24 protein-coding genes are annotated in these 17,733 nt (G+C 71.8%); 5 read left to right on the forward strand and 19 right to left on the reverse strand.

Features of this window, described 5'->3' with window-relative positions; all coding sequences use genetic code 11:
- Nucleotides 1-5 precede the first annotated feature (5 nt).
- Entirely contained in the window at nucleotides 6-536 is a 531-nt protein-coding gene (locus BLV76_RS10940) for a type III secretion system chaperone family protein (protein ID WP_090969153.1), read from the forward strand.
- Nucleotides 537-546: 10 nt separating this feature from the next.
- On the opposite strand, the gene BLV76_RS10945 is transcribed toward BLV76_RS10940, so the two are convergent.
- The 3 genes from BLV76_RS10945 to BLV76_RS10955 all read right to left on the reverse strand — a co-directional run bounded on the left by BLV76_RS10945 (nucleotide 547) and on the right by BLV76_RS10955 (nucleotide 3,500).
- Nucleotides 547-1,461, reverse strand: a complete 915-nt coding sequence (locus BLV76_RS10945; protein WP_090969154.1) for a DMT family transporter — start codon at nucleotides 1,459-1,461, stop codon at nucleotides 547-549.
- A gap of 138 nt (nucleotides 1,462-1,599) precedes the next feature.
- Nucleotides 1,600-2,277 (reverse strand): response regulator transcription factor, encoded by a 678-nt coding sequence (locus BLV76_RS10950; RefSeq protein ID WP_090969155.1) that lies wholly within the window; start codon nucleotides 2,275-2,277, stop codon nucleotides 1,600-1,602.
- Complete coding sequence (locus BLV76_RS10955) at nucleotides 2,274-3,500, reverse strand: sensor histidine kinase (RefSeq protein WP_175539639.1); 1,227 nt, start codon at nucleotides 3,498-3,500, stop codon at nucleotides 2,274-2,276. Before BLV76_RS10955 ends, BLV76_RS10950 begins: the two co-directional genes overlap by 4 nt.
- A 121-nt stretch (nucleotides 3,501-3,621) precedes the next feature.
- On the opposite strand from BLV76_RS10955, the gene phoU reads away from it, so the two are divergent.
- Nucleotides 3,622-4,272 carry a phosphate signaling complex protein PhoU gene (phoU, locus tag BLV76_RS10960; RefSeq protein WP_090972605.1) on the forward strand — a complete coding sequence of 217 codons (651 nt, stop codon included), beginning with the start codon at nucleotides 3,622-3,624 and terminating at the stop codon, nucleotides 4,270-4,272.
- A 62-nt stretch (nucleotides 4,273-4,334) separates the two neighbouring features.
- Here phoU and BLV76_RS10965 read toward each other — a convergent pair whose 3' ends face one another.
- From BLV76_RS10965 to BLV76_RS10975, 3 genes are read right to left on the reverse strand one after another with little or no spacing between them, the layout of a single operon-like run.
- Entirely contained in the window at nucleotides 4,335-5,078 is a 744-nt protein-coding gene (locus BLV76_RS10965) for a phosphoglyceromutase (RefSeq protein ID WP_090969157.1), read from the reverse strand.
- Nucleotides 5,075-5,545, reverse strand: coding sequence for a hypothetical protein (locus BLV76_RS22530; RefSeq protein ID WP_090969158.1), 471 nt, complete (start codon nucleotides 5,543-5,545; stop codon nucleotides 5,075-5,077). Before BLV76_RS22530 ends, BLV76_RS10965 begins: the two co-directional genes overlap by 4 nt.
- 21 nt (nucleotides 5,546-5,566) lie before the next feature.
- A complete protein-coding gene (locus BLV76_RS10975) occupies nucleotides 5,567-6,265 on the reverse strand; it encodes a UbiA family prenyltransferase (RefSeq protein ID WP_090969159.1) in 699 nt (232 codons plus the stop codon).
- Nucleotides 6,266-6,421: 156 nt separating this feature from the next.
- Between BLV76_RS10975 and BLV76_RS10980 the strand changes: the two genes are divergently transcribed.
- The 3 genes from BLV76_RS10980 to BLV76_RS10990 all read left to right on the forward strand — a co-directional run bounded on the left by BLV76_RS10980 (nucleotide 6,422) and on the right by BLV76_RS10990 (nucleotide 8,224).
- Nucleotides 6,422-6,907 carry a CarD family transcriptional regulator gene (locus BLV76_RS10980; RefSeq protein ID WP_056602200.1) on the forward strand — a complete coding sequence of 162 codons (486 nt, stop codon included), beginning with the start codon at nucleotides 6,422-6,424 and terminating at the stop codon, nucleotides 6,905-6,907.
- 97 nt (nucleotides 6,908-7,004) lie between these two features.
- On the forward strand, nucleotides 7,005-7,535 hold the full coding sequence (locus BLV76_RS10985) for a hypothetical protein (RefSeq protein ID WP_090969160.1): 531 nt from the start codon (nucleotides 7,005-7,007) through the stop codon (nucleotides 7,533-7,535).
- On the forward strand, nucleotides 7,532-8,224 hold the full coding sequence (locus BLV76_RS10990; RefSeq protein WP_090969161.1) for a 2-C-methyl-D-erythritol 4-phosphate cytidylyltransferase: 693 nt from the start codon (nucleotides 7,532-7,534) through the stop codon (nucleotides 8,222-8,224). Before BLV76_RS10985 ends, BLV76_RS10990 begins: the two co-directional genes overlap by 4 nt.
- On the opposite strand, the gene BLV76_RS10995 is transcribed toward BLV76_RS10990, so the two are convergent.
- From BLV76_RS10995 to BLV76_RS11055, 13 genes are all read right to left on the reverse strand, one after another.
- Nucleotides 8,193-8,501: a hypothetical protein gene (locus BLV76_RS10995; RefSeq protein WP_090969162.1), complete on the reverse strand. Its 309-nt coding sequence runs from the start codon at nucleotides 8,499-8,501 to the stop codon at nucleotides 8,193-8,195. The genes BLV76_RS10990 and BLV76_RS10995 overlap by 32 nt on opposite strands.
- Nucleotides 8,498-9,286: an IspD/TarI family cytidylyltransferase gene (locus BLV76_RS11000; RefSeq protein WP_245734631.1), complete on the reverse strand. Its 789-nt coding sequence runs from the start codon at nucleotides 9,284-9,286 to the stop codon at nucleotides 8,498-8,500. The genes BLV76_RS10995 and BLV76_RS11000 overlap by 4 nt, the downstream gene beginning before the upstream one ends.
- Before the next feature lie 55 nt (nucleotides 9,287-9,341).
- Nucleotides 9,342-10,670 (reverse strand): NAD(P)H-dependent oxidoreductase, encoded by a 1,329-nt coding sequence (locus BLV76_RS11005; RefSeq protein ID WP_090969163.1) that lies wholly within the window; start codon nucleotides 10,668-10,670, stop codon nucleotides 9,342-9,344.
- Nucleotides 10,671-10,672: 2 nt separating this feature from the next.
- Complete coding sequence (locus BLV76_RS11010; protein ID WP_090969164.1) at nucleotides 10,673-11,071, reverse strand: PTS glucitol/sorbitol transporter subunit IIA; 399 nt, start codon at nucleotides 11,069-11,071, stop codon at nucleotides 10,673-10,675.
- A complete protein-coding gene (locus BLV76_RS11015) occupies nucleotides 11,068-11,439 on the reverse strand; it encodes a PTS glucitol/sorbitol transporter subunit IIB (RefSeq protein ID WP_090969165.1) in 372 nt (123 codons plus the stop codon). Before BLV76_RS11015 ends, BLV76_RS11010 begins: the two co-directional genes overlap by 4 nt.
- Before the next feature lie 90 nt (nucleotides 11,440-11,529).
- Complete coding sequence (locus BLV76_RS11020) at nucleotides 11,530-12,114, reverse strand: PTS glucitol/sorbitol transporter subunit IIB (protein WP_090969166.1); 585 nt, start codon at nucleotides 12,112-12,114, stop codon at nucleotides 11,530-11,532.
- Nucleotides 12,111-12,740, reverse strand: coding sequence for a PTS glucitol/sorbitol transporter subunit IIC (srlA, locus tag BLV76_RS11025; protein WP_245734632.1), 630 nt, complete (start codon nucleotides 12,738-12,740; stop codon nucleotides 12,111-12,113). Before srlA ends, BLV76_RS11020 begins: the two co-directional genes overlap by 4 nt.
- A gap of 145 nt (nucleotides 12,741-12,885) precedes the next feature.
- On the reverse strand, nucleotides 12,886-13,284 hold the full coding sequence (locus tag BLV76_RS11030; protein WP_175539640.1) for a transcriptional regulator GutM: 399 nt from the start codon (nucleotides 13,282-13,284) through the stop codon (nucleotides 12,886-12,888).
- Between the two features lies 1 nt (nucleotide 13,285).
- Complete coding sequence (locus BLV76_RS11035) at nucleotides 13,286-14,269, reverse strand: sugar-binding transcriptional regulator (RefSeq protein WP_090972609.1); 984 nt, start codon at nucleotides 14,267-14,269, stop codon at nucleotides 13,286-13,288.
- A 191-nt stretch (nucleotides 14,270-14,460) separates the two neighbouring features.
- Complete coding sequence (locus BLV76_RS11040) at nucleotides 14,461-14,922, reverse strand: PTS sugar transporter subunit IIA (protein ID WP_090969169.1); 462 nt, start codon at nucleotides 14,920-14,922, stop codon at nucleotides 14,461-14,463.
- Complete coding sequence (locus tag BLV76_RS11045; RefSeq protein WP_090969170.1) at nucleotides 14,919-16,310, reverse strand: PTS galactitol transporter subunit IIC; 1,392 nt, start codon at nucleotides 16,308-16,310, stop codon at nucleotides 14,919-14,921. Before BLV76_RS11045 ends, BLV76_RS11040 begins: the two co-directional genes overlap by 4 nt.
- A gap of 50 nt (nucleotides 16,311-16,360) precedes the next feature.
- The gene (locus BLV76_RS11050) at nucleotides 16,361-16,636 is read right to left on the reverse strand and encodes a PTS sugar transporter subunit IIB (protein WP_090969171.1); all 276 of its coding nucleotides are present in this window, start codon (nucleotides 16,634-16,636) and stop codon (nucleotides 16,361-16,363) included.
- A complete protein-coding gene (locus BLV76_RS11055) occupies nucleotides 16,633-17,607 on the reverse strand; it encodes a sugar-binding transcriptional regulator (protein WP_090969172.1) in 975 nt (324 codons plus the stop codon). The genes BLV76_RS11050 and BLV76_RS11055 overlap by 4 nt, the downstream gene beginning before the upstream one ends.
- Nucleotides 17,608-17,733 lie beyond the last annotated feature (126 nt).

Here is a 17,733-nt window from a genome sequence, read left to right on the forward strand (position 1 = left end):
AGCGCATGAGCGCCACCTCCTCCGCGGTCGAGACGATCCGCGCCCACCTCGCGGACAACGAGATCGAGCACGAGGAGACCACTCGTGACGGCGTGGAGGGCGCGAGCTTCTCGCTGACCCTGCCCGGGGAGAAGAAGCTCCAGACCCCCGTCCGGCTCGACGTCGGACCGCACGCTCTCGGCGTGCACGCCTTCGTGTGCCGCAACCCCGACGAGAACCACGCCCGCGTCTACCGCTGGCTGCTCGAGCGCAACCTGAGGATGTACGCCGTCTCCTTCGCCGTCGACCGGCACGGGGACATCTACCTCGAGGCGCGGCTGCCGCTCGCGTCGGTGAGCGACGACGAGCTCGACCGGCTGCTGGGCTCCGTGCTCGCCAACGCCGACGAGTCGTTCAACGCGATCCTCGAGCTCGGCTTCGCCTCCTCCATCCGCAAGGAGTGGGAGTGGCGGGTCGCGCGCGGGGAGTCGACGCGCAACCTCGAGGCGTTCCGCGGCTGGCTCGAGACCGGCACCGCCCCCGAGCCGGACGCCTGAGCGACGCCGCTCAGCGAGTCGCGGCCCGCGGCTTGCGCCGCGTCATCAGCACGCCGGCGATCGCGAGCGCCCCGCCGACGAAGGTCAGCGACGGCGGCACCTCGTCGATGGTCAGCCAGGCGATCAGGGTGGCGATCAGGGGCACGAGGAAGGTCGTCAGCGACAGCGCGCCCGCGTCGGTGTGGGTGAGCGCGAAGGCCCACGTCGTGAAGGCGATGGCCGTGGGGAAGACGCCGAGGTAGACGATCCACCACAGCTCCGGGCCGCCGTCGGCCACGATGCCCGGCAGGTCGCCGGAGAACGGCAGGCAGGTCACCGCGCCCATCAGGAACGACACCAGGACCACCTGGACGGACGGGATGCGGCGCAGCAGCACCTTCTGGGTCAGCACCCCGACGGCGTACATCGCCGCGGCGACGAGCACCAGCACGACGCCCAGCAGGCTCGCGCCGGCGTCGGAGGAGGAGCCGCGGGCGATGACCGCGACCCCGGCGAAGCCGACCAGCATCCCCGCGACCAGCCAGCGGTGCAGCACCTCGCCGAACAGCGGGATCGCGAGCAGCGCCACGATCACGGGGCCGATCTGGATGATCATCGCGGCCGTCCCGGCGTCGACGTGGCGCTCGCCCGCGTTGAGGGCGAGGTTGTAGACCCCGAACCAGCCGACCCCGCCCAGCGCCAGCAGCAGCCACTCGCGCGGTGTGGGGCGGACCCATCCCCGCCGCAGGACCAGCGGCAGCACCACCAGCGCGGCGACGAGCAGGCGCCCGGAGCCGAGCGCGCCCGGGCTGACGTCGTGGGCGACGTGCCGGATCACCACGAACGCCGAGGCCCACATCACCAGCGTCACCGCGCCTGCCGCGACGGGCAGCCAGGCGGGCGGTGCGGTGGTGGTGGTGGTCGCGGTGGAAGCGGTCGTCGTCACGAGTCAAGGCTAGGAACGGTCATGACGAACCGCCAGCGGTTTTCGGACGACGAACGTCGCGATCCCGCCGCGTCCGACCGTCCTGCGGTCTGGTCGGGGGGAGCTCGACACGCTTGCGGCTGGGCCCCTTACCTCCGGTCAGAGGTCCAGCTTGTAGCCGAGCCCGCGGACCGTGACGAGGAACTTCGGCTCGCCCGGGTCGGGCTCGAGCTTGGCGCGCAGGCGCTTCACGTGGACGTCGAGGGTCTTGGTGTCGCCGACGTAGTCGGAGCCCCAGACGCGGTCGATGAGCTGCCCGCGGGTGAGCACCCGGCCGGGGTTGCGCAGGAACATCTCGAGGAGCTCGAACTCCTTGAGCGGCAGCCGCTGCTCGTTGCCGTCGACCGTCACCACGTGCCGCTCGACGTCCATCCGGACCGGGCCGGCCTCGAGCGTGTCGGGCATCAGGTCCGGCTCCTGCCCGCGGCGCAGCACGGCGCGGATGCGGGCGACCAGCTCGCGCGGGGAGTAGGGCTTGGTGACGTAGTCGTCGGCGCCGAGCTCGAGGCCGACGACCTTGTCGACCTCGTCGTCCTTGGCGCTCACCATGATCACCGGGACGGACGAGGACTGCCGGATCTGGCGGCACACCTCGGTGCCGGGGACGCCCGGCAGCATGAGGTCGAGCAGCACGATGTCGGGCCCGAAGCGGTCGAACTCGGTGAGGGCCGTGTTGCCGTCGGCGGCGATCGCCACCTCGTAGCCCTCCTTGCGGAGCATGTAGGCGAGCGCGTCGCTGTAGCTCTCTTCGTCCTCGACGACGAGTACGCGGGTCATCTGTGGGTCTCCTGCTGTGTTCTGCGTGTGGGTACGGGGGTCTGGGGCCGCGCGGGTGCGACGACCTCGACGGGGGTGGTGGGTCCGGCCGCGTCCGTGTGGGGACCTGCGTTGCGGGGCAGGGTGAGGGTGAACGTCGAGCCCTGGCCCTGCACCGACCACACCGAGATGTCGCCGCCGTGGGTCGCGGCGACGTGCTTCACGATCGCCAGGCCCAGGCCGGTGCCGCCGGTGGAGCGGTGCCGGGCGGGGTCGACGCGGTAGAAGCGCTCGAAGATGCGGTCGATGTCCTCGGCCGGGATGCCGATGCCCTGGTCGACCACGGACACCTGGATCTGCTCGCCCTCCGAGCGCGAGGTCACCACGACCCGGGAGCCGTTGTTGGAGTAGGCGACGGCGTTGGCCACGAGGTTGCTGATGGCGGCGCCGATCTGCTCCTGCGAGCCGAACACCTCCAGACCGTGCTCGCCGCGCGACTCGACGACGATCTCCTTGGCGGTCGCCTCCATCGCGCTCGTGTCGACCGCGGTCGCGACGGCGGCGTCGACGTCGACCATGACGGGCTTCTCGAGCGGGTCGTGGCCCTGGAGCCGCGACAGCTCGATGATCTGCTGCACCAGCTTGGAGAGCCGGTCGCTCTCGGTGAGCATCCGGGTGGCGAATCGCTGGACGGCCTCGGGGTCGTCGGAGGCGTCGGTGACGGCCTCGGCGAGGAGGCGGATCGCGCCGACGGGGGTCTTGAGCTCGTGGCTGACGTTGGCGACGAAGTCGCGTCGGACTGCCTCCACCCGGCGCTCGCGGGTGCGGTCCTCGACCAGCGCCAGCACGAGGCGGGCACCGAGGGGCGCCACCCGCGCGGTGAGGGTGCGGCCGAAGCCGCCGTCGGCGGCCGGCAGGTCGATGTCGCTCTCGCGGATCTGGCCGTCGCGGCGCACCTGCGCGATGAGGTCGAGCAGCTCCGGCACGACCACGGTGTTGCCCCGCACCAGCCCGAAGGCGTACGCCGGCGCCGAGGCCTTGAGCACGTGGTCGGACTCGTCGACGACGACCGCGCTCGAGCGCAGGATGCTCAGGACGGCTGCGGCGCCCTCCTGGACCGCGGGCTCCTCGTGGGCGGGCACGGCGTAGCGCTGGCGGTCGCTGATGTGCCACGCCAGGACGGCCCCACCTGCCACGATGGCCCCGATGATGGCGGCCAACCCGGCCTGCATCGTCGGATCCACACCCACCATCGTACGCACGCGGAGACCCGCGCCAGACGTGCTGGACAGCGGGCCCCGAGTGTTCATCCGGCGTTCATCGAGGGCGTGCAGGTGTTCGCTTCGACTGCCTAGGGTGGTGGGCATGCGCGAGGCTTTCCACGACCAGCTCGACGGGATCTTTGCCGACCTGTCCGAGATCTGCGGACAGGTCGAGGTGGCCGTACGCGAGGCCACCAAGGCCCTGATGACCGGCGACGTCCACACCGCCGACCAGGTGATCAGCAACGACAAGGTGATCGACGTCGCCCGCGAGCGCGTCGACGACACCGCCTTCTCGCTGCTCTCGCTCCAGCAGCCCGTCGCCGGCGACCTCCGGGTCATCGTCTCCGCGCTGCGGATGGCGACCGAGCTGGAGCGGATGGGCGACCTGTCCGTCCACGTCGCCAAGATCGCGCGCCTGCGCGTGCCCTCGGTCGCGGTCCCCGAGGAGCTCCGCCCGACCATGCAGCGGATGGCCGAGACCGCCGAGGACATGGTGCGCCGGGTGCGCGCCATCATCATCGAGCGTGACGTCGAGGCCGCGATCGAGCTCGGCCGCGACGACGAGGTGATGGACCAGCTCCGTCGTCGCAGCTTCACCGAGCTGTTGTCGGCCGACTGGCAGCACGGCGTCGAGGCCGCGGTCGACATCGCCCTGCTGGGCCGCTACTACGAGCGCATCGCCGACCACTCGGTCTCGGTCGCCAACCGCGTCGTCTTCGTGGTCACCGGCGACCTCCCGACCCGCGACTGACCCAGCGACGACGAAGCCCCTGCCGCCGGACCTCGGTCCTGGCGGCAGGGGGCTCTCGTGTGTCAGCGACCCTGGTTGGCGACCGCGGCGGCAGCGGCGGCTGCGGCCTCGGGGTCGAGGTACTCCCCGCCGGCGACGGTCGGGGCGAGCGACTCGTCGAGGCGGTAGACCAGCGGCATGCCGGTGGGGATGTTGAGGGCGGCGATGTCGTCGTCGCTGATCCCGTCGAGGTGCTTGACGAGCGCGCGGAGGCTGTTGCCGTGCGCGGCGACGAGCACCGTCTTGCCGGACTGGAGGTCGGGGACGATCTCGGACTCCCAGTAGGGGAGGAACCGGGCGATGACGTCCTTGAGGCACTCGGTGCGCGGCAGCTCGTCGCCGAGGTCGGCGTAGCGCGGGTCACGGGCCTGCGAGAACTCGTCGGCGTCGTCGAGCGGGGGCGGCGGGACGTCGAAGGAGCGGCGCCAGAGCATGAACTGCTCCTCGCCGTACTGCTCCAGCGTCTGCTTCTTGTCCTTGCCCTGGAGCGCGCCGTAGTGGCGCTCGTTCAGGCGCCAGCTGCGCTTGACCGGGATCCAGTGGCGGTCGGCCGCGTCGAGGGCGAGCGCGGCGGTGTTGATGGCGCGGCGCTGCAGGGAGGTGTGCACGACGTCGGGGAGGAACCCGGCGTCCTTGATCAGCGAGCCGCCGCGGACCGCCTCCTCGCGGCCCTTGTCGGTCAGCGCGACGTCGACCCAGCCGGTGAAGAGGTTCTTGGCGTTCCACTCGCTCTCGCCGTGGCGGAGCAGGACGAGCGTGTAGGTCATGAGGCGTCCATGCCTTCCCAGTAGCCGGTGTCGTCGCGGACGACGGGGACGTTCATGGTGATCCGCTCGCCGTTGCCGAAGTCGATCGACAGCGGGACGAAGTCGCCCGCGGCGAAGTCGCCGGTGAGCACGATGTCGGCGGCGGGGTCGGCGAGGTTGACCAGCCCGCCGGGTGCGACCGCGATCGGCTCGAAGTCGGCCGCCTGCACGGTGGAGTCCTCACCGGCGACACCGGTGAAGGTCTGCTCGTCGTCGACGTCGTTGTTGGACAGCGAGGCGACGAAGGTGCCGGAGCCCTCCGAGGCGGAGACGACGACCGCGGAGAGCACGTCGACGATGCCGTCGCGGTTGTTGCTGCCGCTGCCCGGGGTGTAGTCACGCTCGGTCGCGTAGTCGAAGCCGCACGAGGACAGCGGAGCGGCGAGCGCGATGACCGCGGCGGCGGTCGCGAGGGGTCGGAGTCGCATGGCCCACAGCCTAGCGTCGGCTCAGGTCAGCCCGACCGTCCGCCCTGCGATCAAGATGGCGATCGCGACGGCGCCGGTCCACACGCTCGCGATCACGAGCATCCGGGGCGTCCCGGTGCGCAGCGCGAGCCGCAGCGGGAGCGAGCGCTCGCCCTCCTCGTGGTCGTGCACGAGGCCGGGCAGCGCGAGCAGGACGTGGACGCCCAGGCCGAGCGCCGCGGCGAGTGCGACCAGCGTCGGCGTGGGCGGCGTCGTCGTACCGGAGCCGCCCCAGCCGCCGTGGGCGAGGAACACCGGGTAGAGCGCGAAGCCGACCACCCACGGCACGAACGACAGCACCGTCGCGTGGAGCAGCCGGTCGCCGACCGCCGAGACCGCGAGGAGCGTGAGGTACGCCGCCGCGGCCTCGCGCCCGTTGGCCACGGCGAGGGGTACGACGAGCAGCACCGCGCACGCGATCGCGAACCACACCGTCCCGGGGTCGAGGGACTCGTTGCCGAGGGGCTTCTCCGGGCGGTGCCGGGCGTCGCGGCGGCGGTCGGCGAGGTCGTCGGCCCAGCCGAGGACGGACTGTCCGACGAGCACCGTCCCACCGACCAGGGCGACCTCGCGGAGGGGGCGGCCGGCCACCGCGGCAGCCGCGGCGAGCGTGGCCGCGGTCACGAGGGCCTGGCGCGGGTGCGCGGCCCGGACGAGGGCCAGCGACGGGGTCGTCGACATGGGGCGCAGTATGCCCACACCTGCTCCGGGAGGTGGCCCGCACCACACCGACACGCGTTCTGTCAACCCCGGATGTGGCCTCTGACCTGCGGAAACGCGTCGGGAGCCGATGCGAACCCGTGTTAGAATGGACACCTAGGAAGGGGAACTGAACATATGACTTTCACCGTCGGCGAAACGGTCGTCTATCCCAATCACGGGGCCGCAGTCATCGAGGACATCGAGATGCGGACGATCAAGGGAGAGGACCGGCAGTATCTCGTCCTCAGGATTGTCGCTCAGCAGGACCTGGTCGTTCGCGTGCCGGCCTGCAACCTCGATCTCGTCGGGGTCCGTGACGTCGTCGACAAGGAGGGTCTCGACCGCGTCTTCGACGTGCTGCGTGCCGCCCACGTCGAGGAGCCGACGAACTGGTCGCGCCGCTACAAGGCCAACCTGGAGAAGCTGCACTCCGGCGATGTCATGAAGGTGTCGGAGGTCGTCCGCGACCTGTGGCGCCGCGAGCGTGACCGCGGTCTGTCGGCCGGCGAGAAGCGCATGCTGGCCAAGGCCCGCCAGATCCTGGTCTCCGAGCTCGCGCTCGCGGAGAAGACCAACGAGGACAAGGCCGAGGCCATGCTCGACGAGGTCCTCGCCTCCTGAGCCACGCTCCACCAGCACCACGACCCGACCCCCGGCGCACGTCCCGTGCCGGGGGTCGCGTCATGTCCGGGTGCCTCGGGGATAGCGTGGCCCCGCCATGAGCATCTACGACGACGACCCCGCCCGTGCCCTCGGCATGGTCGTGGACGAGGGGCGCGGCGCGCTTCCCTACCGCCTGGTCCACGGTGAGTCGCTCGTCGCCTGCGCGGCGTGGGCGCTCGGGCAGGCCGGGGTCGACCTCGTCGACGCCAGCGTTCCGTGGACCGGCATCGTCGAGGCCGGCGAGGACGTCGTCGTCCACGACGCGCTCTGCCCCCTGACGCCGCCCGACTTCATCGTCGACTGCCTCGCCGCCGCTCGCTTGACCGGGCTTCCCGTCGTCGGCGTCGACCCGGCCGGCGCCCTGCTGTCGCCCGTCGTTCTCCCGGCTCCCGTCCTCGTCTCGCTGCCCGCGGTGCCCCTGCCGGACCTCGACCGGCTCGTCGGGCTGCTCGAGGCGTCGTACGACGTCCAGCGGCGCGTGGCGCCCCCCGCTGCAGCCCGCGTGGCCACCGACGCCGACATCGCCGCGCTCGAGCGGCTGACGGTCCCCGAGACCGGTTCCGAGGCTCCCGAGGACTCCGCGTGACGGCCGCAACGGCGGTGCTCGCCATGGCCGGGCGCGACGGGCTGCCGTTCGCCTCGCTGCACCGGTCGCCGCTCTACCTCCACGCCCTCCGCTCGCTGGCTGCGTCCGGGGTGGACCGCCTGCTCGTCGCCGTCGACGCGGGCGACCACGACCGGGTCGTCCGCGAGGTCCGGCACGCCGGGGTCGCGGCCGAGGTCCGCGCGGGTGCGGGCTGGTGGGAGGAGCTGCGGGCCGCCGGGACGGCCTCCGGGCTGCTGGTGCACGACGCGCTGTGCCCGCTGGCCTCGGCCGACTTCCTGCGCGAGGTCCGCACGGGCGCGGCGGCGACGCCCGAGGTGTCGGTGCTCGCCTTCCGGCCCGTCACCGACACCGTCAAGACGGTCGTGGACGCCCGGATCGGCGGGACCATCGACCGCGAGGGCCTGGCCGCGCTCGTGTCGCCGGCCGTCGTGGCGCCGTCCGTGCTGGGCGCGGCCCTCGAGCGTGACGAGCGGCCGCCCGTCGACGACTTCGCCCGGCTGGCCGCCTGGCTCCGCGAGCGCGGTGAGGTCGGGCTGGTCCGGGCGCCGTCGCTCGCGCGCCGGGTCGACGACGCGTCGTCGGTCAACCTGCTCGAGTGCGTCGACGAGCTCGCCCGCCGCGTGCGCCGCGAGCCGATCAGCGACGCAGCAGGCCCCGGAACTCCCTGAGGAACTTGCCGGGTTGGCGCAGCACCGCCCGGGGCAGCTGCCTCAGGTAGCCGGCCGGGTCGCGCGAGACGCGCCGCATCATCCGCCGGGGCTTGCTCACCACGCGCTGCTCGAGGTCGAGGGCGTACGCCGGGATGAGCGCGCGCGAGGAGAGCTCGACGTGGGTGCCGCAGCGGGTGCAGCGCACCGAGTCGAGCAGCCGGCCGGTGTAGTGGAGCTCGTGGTCGGTGAGCAGGTTGCAGACCTCGCAGTGCAGCTCGGCCTCGGTGGTGCTCATGGGCGATCGCCGTGGGGGATCAGGTCCCGCAGGTGCGACATCGCAGACTCCCGTCGGTGGCGCTGCCGACCGGACAGGTCCCAGTCGGCCTTGGCGAGCAGCCGCTCCGCGAGGAACAGGTCCTCGGGGAACGTGATCTTGATGTTGCCCGCGTCGCCGTCCACGCACAACACCGGGACGTCGGTGTAGCGCTCCATGCAGCTCGCGGTGTCGGTGCCGACGAAGCCGTCGGCGTGCGCGAGGCGGTAGGCCTCGAGGAGGGGCTGGGCGCGGAACGCCTGAGGCGTCTGCACGGCCACCACGCGGTCCGGGGGCTGGTCGCCCTCGCCGAGGGCCGTGAGGTGGCCCTGGTCGCGGACCGGGATCGCGCCCCCGTGCTCGAGGGCGGCCTCGATCACGGAGGCGAACATCGTCGTGACCGCCAGCGGCCGGGCGGCGTCGTGGATCACCACGACGTCGATCTCGTCGGCCTCGATCATCGGGGCGAGCGCCTGGAGGGCCTGCCACTCCGAGCTGTGCCGGCTGTCGCCGCCGACGACGACCTCGACCTCGGGTCCGGCCACCTCGCGGTCGAGCGTGGCCGTCACGGTCTCCCGGTCCTCCTCGCGGATGACGAGCACGGTGTGGGTCACGGTGGCGAGCCGGCGGGCCGACTCGATGGACCAGGTGAAGACCCCGCGGCCGGCCAGGGGCAGCAGGACCTTGTTGGTGTGGTGCCCGCTGCGGCGCCCCTCGCCCGCGGCGAGCATGACGACCGCGGCGCGGGCGGACGGGGGGAGGGGCACCGCGTGAGCCTAGATCACGGCCTCACGCGGGGCGTACCCCTCCACCCGTCGCTGCTCAGCCCGCGATCAGGGCGCTGAGCTCGGCGAGGCTCGGGACCTCGCTGGCGTCCTTCTCCATCGACTCCTGGATGCGGCGCATCCGCACGATGAGCGAGGACTCGTCGAGCTCGACGTCGTCGTAGGTCAGCGTGTGGTCGACCGGGACGTCGTGCTTGAGCGTCGCGCCGGCCAGCACACCGAGCGGGACGAGGTTGTCACGCGCGAAGTCGTCGGCCGGGTCGATCAGGCCGCGGACCATCATGCCGCCGATGCCGTCGATCCGCTCGCCGGCCTTCAGCGCCCGCTTGGCCTGGGCGCCCACCTCGGCGGTCCAGTGCTCCGAGGTCAGGCTGGGACGCTTGTCGAGGACGATCTCGTAGACCGTCAGCGGCGCCTCGATGCTGGCCAGGTGGTAGGGGCGGTAGAGGGCGAAGTAGGGCCCGTCGCCCATCTGGAGGTAGGTCATCTCGTGGTGCACGTAGGGGTCGTCGGTGCGGATGATGACGAAGACGCCGGGGGCGACGTCACCGGTGCAGTAGTCGACGACGCCGGGGTGCTCGATGATGCCGCCGTCCTTCGCGAGCGCGAACGTCTCGTGGAGGGTGGCGACCGACGACGGCGGGCCGTGCATGCCGCGCTTGCTGACGCCGAGACCGGTGGTGTTGGCCAGCGAGGCCATCTCGATCATGGCCTTCGAGCCGTCGACGAAGCTGGTGAGCATCTTGGGGTTCATCTGCTTCTGCGCCGCGCGCTCGGCGAGCGTCTCGGGGGTGGCGTAGGGGTCGAGCGGGTTGTTCTTGCCCTTGCCGGCGCAGATGACCTCGAAGTTCAGGTCGCGCGCGTAGTCCACGAGGATCTTGGTCTCGACCGGCTCGTCGCCACGGCACACGGAGTAGACCGCGTCCGACTGGTCGGCGAGCTGGGCGAGGTAGCGACCGACGGTGACGTCGGCCTCCACGGTCAGGGTGGCGACGCTGATCCCGGCGGCGAGCGCCTGGACGGCGACGGACACCGCGACCTCGGGGACGCCGGTGGCCTCGACGACGACGTCGAGCGGCAGCCCGGCGAGCCGGTCGACGCTGGTGAGCGCGACGCTGCCACCGCCCTCGATGACGGCGACGGCGGCGGCCGTGTCAGCGGCCTCGGTGGGGGTGATGCCGGCCTGGGTCAGCGCCTCGACGGCGCGCTCCTGCTGGACGTCCAGCACGGCGGACAGCGTGATTCCGGGCATCCGGAGCAGCTGGGCGGCGAACCCGCGACCCATCTGCCCGGCGCCCACGAGGCCCACCCGCAGGGGGCGGCCCGTCTCGTCCAGCCGGTGCTGGAGCCTGTCTCGGTAGCTCATGGTCAGTCCTGTTCGGGGGTGGTGTCCGGCCGGGTGATGCGGAACGCGTCGCCGGTGGCCAGGAGGGGGATGGGGCCCTTGCGGACGCAGACGTCACCGGGCAGCTTGGCCTCGGTCAGGCCGTCGGCCTTGATGTCCATGTGGCCCAGGTTCAGGAGGTTGTCGCGGACGACGTCTCCCACCGCGAGGACCTCGAGCGTCTCCTCGCCGAGGTGGACGAGGTCACCGGGGCGGGGACCGTCGTCGCTGACGGAGACCCGGTGGAGGACCGAGATGTCGTGGAGCTCGGCGGGGGCGTGGTCGGCGAAGAAGATGAGGATCCCGTGCTCGAGGAACGCGGGAACCTGCTCGCCGACCGCGGTCACCGTCGTGTCGTACACCAGGGTCGAGCCTTCGCTCACGCCTCCTTCACGTCCTCGGGCTTCACGCCGGAGACGAAGAGCTCCTCGGTGATGAACTGCGCGAGCGGCCCGGCGGGGCTGGTCGCGTGCACGTCGACGGTGAGCACCTTCTTCATCGGGTAGACGCCGACACGGGCGGTGCCGCCGCAGTCGATGACGGCGACGGCGATCTTGTCGAAGGGGGCCGACGACTTGAAGCCGTCGAAGGCCTCGCCACCGGTGAGGTCGGCGATGCGCTGGGCGACGGGGTGGATGCCACCGCCGGTGATCGAGGCCACCAGGGGGCGCTCGTCGGTCGGGAGGACGGTCAGGGGACCGCCCCAGCCGCCGCGGCCCTTGCTGACGACGACGGACTTGTAGTCACTCATGACTTCTCCTTGGGGTTGGGGGGAGGGGGTCGAGTCGGGTCGAGTGGTGAGGTGGTCCGGCCGGCGGGTTCGCCGGCCGGACCGGGTGGGTCAGCTGCTGCTGCTGTAGAGGCCGAAGCTCGCGAAGTAGGCGATGACGACCGACAGCGGTCCGGTGACCAGGCGGGAGATCAGGACGGCGGGCACGCCGACCTCGACGGTCTCCGGCTCGGCCTCTCCGAGGGCCAGGCCCACCGGGATGAAGTCGCAACCGACCTGCGGGTCGATCGCGAACAGGGCCGGGAGGGCGTACTGCGGGGGGATGTCGCCCTCGCCGATCCGGGTGCCGAGCAGCACGCCGACGACCTGCGCGATGACGGCACCGGGGCCGAGCACCGGCGAGAGCACCGGCAGCGCGCAGAAGATGCTGATCGCGAGCAGGCCGACGAGGCTGCCGGCGAGCGGCTCGATCAGGTGCGCGAGCGCGTCGCCGAGGCCCGTCTTGTTGATGATGCCGATCAGGACGGCGATGAACGCCATGAAGGGCAGGATGTTGCGGATGACGGTGTCGATCGTGTCGCGGCCGGCCTGGTAGAGCGTGCCGACGACGCCGCCGACAGTCGTGCCGATCTTGACGAGGACCTTGTTGAGGCCGTCCATGCCGCCGCCGGACTTGGTCTGGGTCGTGGTGCTCATGCCGCGACCTCCTCGTTGCTCGTGCGGCGGGCCAGCATGCGGGTGGTGATGATCTCGGTGAGGACGCCGCGGATGAAGATCACGACGAGTCCGACGATCAGGTAGCGCACGGCCAGGTCGCTGGTGTTGAGGCCGAGCGTGGTGATGCCGGCCGCGATGCCGAGGTAGACGAACAGCTCACCCGCGTTGGCGTGCGGGAAGATGCCGGTGATCGGGTGCACGAAGCTCACCGCGGAGTCGTAGAAGGCGGGCTTGTACTTCTCGGGGAGGAAGCGGCCCATGGTGTAGGCCATCGGGTTGGTCAGGAAGAACACCGACAGCACCGGCAGCAGCAGGTAGCGGACGGGGTAGTACTGCAGCCCCGGGCGGGCGGCGACCTCGCCGAGCTTGTCGATCCGCTCCGGACCGATCATCCGGATCAGCGCGTTGACGAAGGTCAGCAGCACGATGAGCGTCGGGATGATGCCCGTCACGAGGCCCAGGAAGACCTCGCCACCGGCGTTGAAGAGGCCGATGAACCAGTTGGCGGCGTCGGCGAGGGCGCCGAAGACACCGGTCGGCGGGTCGACCGTCGGGGTGTCGGCGGCCAGCGGGAGGACCGCCAGCGCCATGGGGGTGAATGGCATGATTGCTCCTGTCGAGTCGGCTCTGTGTTGAACCTGGTCGTGATGCTTGCCCGGCATCTCTCTCACCGGCGGACGTGATCCGCTCGATGTCTGACCCACCGTCCGGCCCCGGGCTCCACCCCGGGGCGGGTCGGTGGTGTTGCTGCTACACCTCGGCCCGGGCCGACGTGCGTGCTGCGCCGTAGAGCTCCGCTGCCTGGCGTGCGGCCAGGCGCTGGGACGGCGAGACGTGGGGGAGCTTGCGGTCGCCCCGCAGGACGGACAGCTTGAGGTCGAGGAGACCGGGGACCGGCTTGGACCGCGCGAAGGTGGTGAGCCCGCCGAGCGTGATGGCGTCGCGGACGATCCCGTCGGGGTCGACGGCGATGGCGACGAACGAGCGGCGGCCCTTGTAGCGGTTGCCGCCGACGCCCACGCTCACCGTGCCCTTCGTGCGCAGGGCGCGGACGTCGTCGTTGAACGCCATGGACTGGCGGTAGGTGAAGAAGATCTGGACCAGCCAGCCCGCCACGAGGGCGGCGATGATGATGAATCCTGCGTGCACGTCACTTGCCTCCGTGGGTGGAGCCGGAGCCGGCAGCGCTGAGCACGCTGCGGGCGAGGGCCTCGTCGCAGACGAGGGAGTCGATGATGCGGCCGCGCAGCGCGCCGAGGACGCCGGGCGCCTTGGCCCGTCCCGAGGCGACGCCGACCACGTTGGGGATCTCGAGCAGGTCTTCGAGGCTGATGCCGAGGACCCGGTCGTCGACGACGCCGCGGATCGGCGCGCCCTGGGCGTTGTAGTAGCGCGCGGCCACGTCGCCGACGGGCTCGTGGCTCCAGAACTCCTTGCGCTCGGCCGCGCTGAGGCTCAGCGAGTCGAGGATCGCCGACGACGAGCCGTGGGTCGGCGTGCCGACGCCGATGAAGGCGATGTCGGCGCCCTTGGCGTCGGCGAGGGCGTCGGTGATCGACGGCTCGGCGAGCAGCGCGTCGCGGGAGGTCGAGCTCTCGAGCGTGGCGGGGGCGTGGAGGAACCGGTACTCCGCACCGAGGCGGACGGCGAGCTCGCGCACCAGCTCCTGGCCGCTGATCTCGTTGCTGATCGACGACAGGCCGCCGACGAGCTGGACCAGCGTCACGCGGTGGTGCTCGTGGTCGGCGGTCGTCGCGTAGACCATCGACTGCAGGGCGTGGCCCCACGACATCGCGACGGTCATCGAGTCCTTGAGCTCGTCGAGCAGGAGGCGTGCGGCCTGGGTGCCGACCGCGTCCTCCATCCGGAGGCCGGGGACGTTGCGGGTGTGGGCGACGCGGACCTCGCTGAGGCCGAAGGTGGTGCGCAGCTCGTCCTCGAGCTCGTGGACGCGACCCTCGGGGTCGTTGATGCGGATCTCGACGATGCCCTGGCGCTGCGCCTCGGTGAGCATCCGCGAGACGTTGGAGCGGCTGGTGCCGAGGGTGGCGGCGATCTCGGCCTGGGACCGGTCCTGCTGGTAGTAGAGGCGCGCTGCTGCCAGCAGCGTGGCCGGGTCGCGTGGGGCTGGCATCGTCACCTCCGTGCAGATAGGTCGTCACATATGATCGGGCTGGAGCAATGAAAGCCTGTGGCGTCGGTCACGTCAAGTACCTGCGGCCAACTTGTGGCAGACCTGTGGAACTCACCCGGACGTACGACGCCCCCGCACTCCGGCGGAGTGCGGGGGCGTCGGCGCCGGGCCGGCCGGACGGGGCCGGTGGACTAGGCCAACAGCGCGTTGAGGCGGGAGGCCAGGTCGTCCGGGCCGGCGAGGCCGGTCAGGAGCGTCTCGTCGAGGTCAGGCGCGCGCAGCACGCCGATCACCCGCCCGAGCAGCGGCACCTGGGCCTGCGGGTCCGTCACGAAGAGCATCAGCACCAGCCGGGCCTCGATGGTCCGGTCGCGGCTGCCCATCTCGCCGAAGGTGATCGGCGCGCGGGGCACCAGCGCGCCCAGCGCCGGTCGTACGACGTGCTCCGCGCCCACGTGCGGGATCGCCGCGGGCACGGGAAGGGGCAGCCCGGTGGGGTACTCCTCCTCGCGCGCCAGCACCGCGTCGACGTAGGACGGGTGGGCGACGCCCTCCGCCACGGCGCGCTCGGCGAGCAGCCGGATCGCGGCGCCCGCGTCGTCGACGTCGGCGTCCACCATGCAGAGCCCCGCCTCGAGCGAGGCTGCCGTCATGCGGCGGCCCCGGCGGTCTCCTGCTGGGCCTCGGCGGTGTCGCGGCGGGCCACGATGCGTCGTACGACGAAGGCGAACGCCAGCGCGACCACGAGCATCACGACCGCGGCCACGGGTCCGAGCTCGCCCATCCCGACCAGCAGGCCGGTCAGCGGGTTGGCGCCGTCGACGAGCGAGGAGATCCGGTTCGACCCGGAGGCGTTGTCGAAGCCCGAGGCGAGCGCGACCGAGGTGAAGGTGCCCGAGATCGCGGTGGCGATGAACAGCCCGCCGCCGATCGCGATCGCGCCGCCGATGACCGAGCGGACGATGTTGCCGCCGAAGAGCGGCACCATCACGGCCACGATGAACGGGATCGTGGCGAGGTCGACCAGCGGGAGGACGCGGTTGCCGAGCGGCGCGAGGGCGATCGCGACGAGCAGCGTGACCGGCACGAGGATCAGCGAGGTCGCCACGACGGCGGGCTGGCCGGCCGCGATCGCGGAGTCGAGGCCGATGTAGTAGCGGCGGCCCGGGAAGCGCTTCTGCATGAAGGTGCGCGCGGACTCCGAGACGGGGACCAGGCCCTCCATGAGGATCGCGACCATGCGGGGCAGGATGACCATGACCGCGGCGACCGTGATGCCGAGGGTGAGGATGGCGATGGAGTCGGCGCGCGGGTCGTCGAAGCCGTAGCCGGCGAGGCCGATCACGAGGCCGATCACGAGGCCGAGGAACATCGTCTCGCCGAACAGGCCGAAGCGCTTCTGGATCGAGGCCGGGTCGGCCTCGAGCTTGTTGAGGCCGGGGATCCGGTCCATCAGCGCGTTGAGCGGGAGCGCCAGCAGCGCGTAGGGCGCGGACGTCATGTGCGGGAAGGAGATGTCGGGGAAGCCGAAGTACTTCTGGATCATCGGTGCCGACAGGTCGGCCAGGGCGAGGGTGATGATCATCGCGATCCCGGCACCGAACAGGCCCCACCAGAAGCTGTCCATCACCACGGCGACCAGGGCGCCGCCGAGGGCGAAGTGCCAGTAGTTCCACAGGTCGATGTCGAAGGTGCGCGTCAGGCCGGTCAGCAGCAGCACCACGTTGAGCGCGAGGCAGAAGGGGATGATGACCGCGCCGACCTTGGAGCCGAACGCGATGGCCGCGCTCGAGGGCCAGCCGACGTCGACGATGTCGAGGTTGACGCTGAGCCGGTTCGCCAGCTCGGTAGCCGCCGGGCCGATCGAGCCGCCGAGCAGGCCGATGACGAGGTTGACGCCGATGAAGCCGACGCCGATCAGGATGCCGGAGCGCAGGGCGCGACCGGGCTTCTGGCCGATGGCGATCGCGAAGATCGTGATCAGGACCGGGAGGACGACGGCCGCGCCGAGGTCGGTGATGTAGGACGAGAACGCTTCCATGGAGGGATCTCTCTGTGAGGTGGCCCGGCTCCCGAGCGCCGGGAGGGGAGCTACTGCAGGTGGCCGACGATCTCGGCGAGGGTGGCGTCCTGGCCGATCCCGGTGAGGAACGGCAGGCCGGCCACGACGGGCACGGTCACGGTGTCGGGGACCGTGGTGGTGGCGACGATGAGGTCGACGTCGGGGGTGCCGCTGAGGAGGTCCATGACCTTGCCCTGGGTGACCTGGGCCTCGATGCCCTGGCCGGCGAGGTGGTCCTTGATGCTGGTCGCGACCATCGTGGAGGTGGCCACTCCGGTGCCGCAGATGACGAGGATCTTCTTCATGTGGTGCCTTCCGTGCTGGGGGACTGGTGGGTGAGGAGGCTGCGCGCGAGGCTCTCGTCACACACGAGCGCGTCGACGTGGTGGCCCAGGAGCGCGCCGTAGACGGCGGCCGTCTTGTCGCGGCCGAAGGCGACGCCGACGACCAGCGGGATCGCGTCGAGGTCGCGCAGGCTGACCGAGACGACCCGGTCGTCGACCGGGCCGGTGACCGGGGCGCCGGTGGCGGTGAAGTAGCGCCCGGCGAGGTCGCCGACCGGTTCCTGGTCCCAGAAGGCGCGCGCGTCCTCGGGGGAGAGGGCGAGGGAGTCGACGACGGCCGCCGACGAGCCGGAGGAGGGCGTACCGATGCCGACGAGGGCGACGTCGCACCCGCGGGCGGCCTCCAGCGCCTGCGCGACGCTGGGCTCCTCGCGCAGCGCGCGTGCCGCCTCGGCCGAGCCGAGGGTGGCCGGCGCGTGCATGAGGCGGTAGGTGCCGCCGAGGGCCACCGCGAGCGAGCGGGCGAGCTCCTGGCCGCTGACCTCGTTGCCGATCGCGGACATGCCGCCGAGCAGCTGGACGACGGTGACGTCGTGGTCGCGGTCGGTGCTCATCGCCTCGACGGCGGCGTGCAGGGCGCGGCCCCACGAGAGGCCCACCGTGGTGGTCTCGGCCAGGGACTCGAGGAGCAGGGTCGACACGAGCGACCCCACGCGCGCCGCCGACTCCCCGGCGTGGGGGTTGCGGGCCGAGACCCGCACCTCGCTCAGGCCGAAGGCGTCGGCGAGGCGCCGCTCGAGGTCGCGGGCGCGACCGCTGGGGTCGTGCACCTTGATCTCGACGATGCCCTGCCGCTGCGCCTCCTTGAGCATGCGGGAGACGTTGGGGCGGCCCGTGGAGAGGATCTCGGCGATCTCCGCCTGGGACTTGTCCTCGAGGTAGTAGAGCTCGGCGACCCGCATCAGGATGGCGGGATCGCGGGGGGCAGGCATCGGCACCTCCGTGCTTACGGGCGGCACGGGAGTGCCGATGCGGGAACCGTAGGTGTGATCGCGGTCACGGTCAAGCACCGCGGAGGGGCGGGAGCGCGCGGGGGACGCGCACCCGCCCTGTCCGGG

This window comes from Nocardioides exalbidus (genome assembly GCF_900105585.1).
Taxonomy (GTDB): domain Bacteria; phylum Actinomycetota; class Actinomycetes; order Propionibacteriales; family Nocardioidaceae; genus Nocardioides; species Nocardioides exalbidus.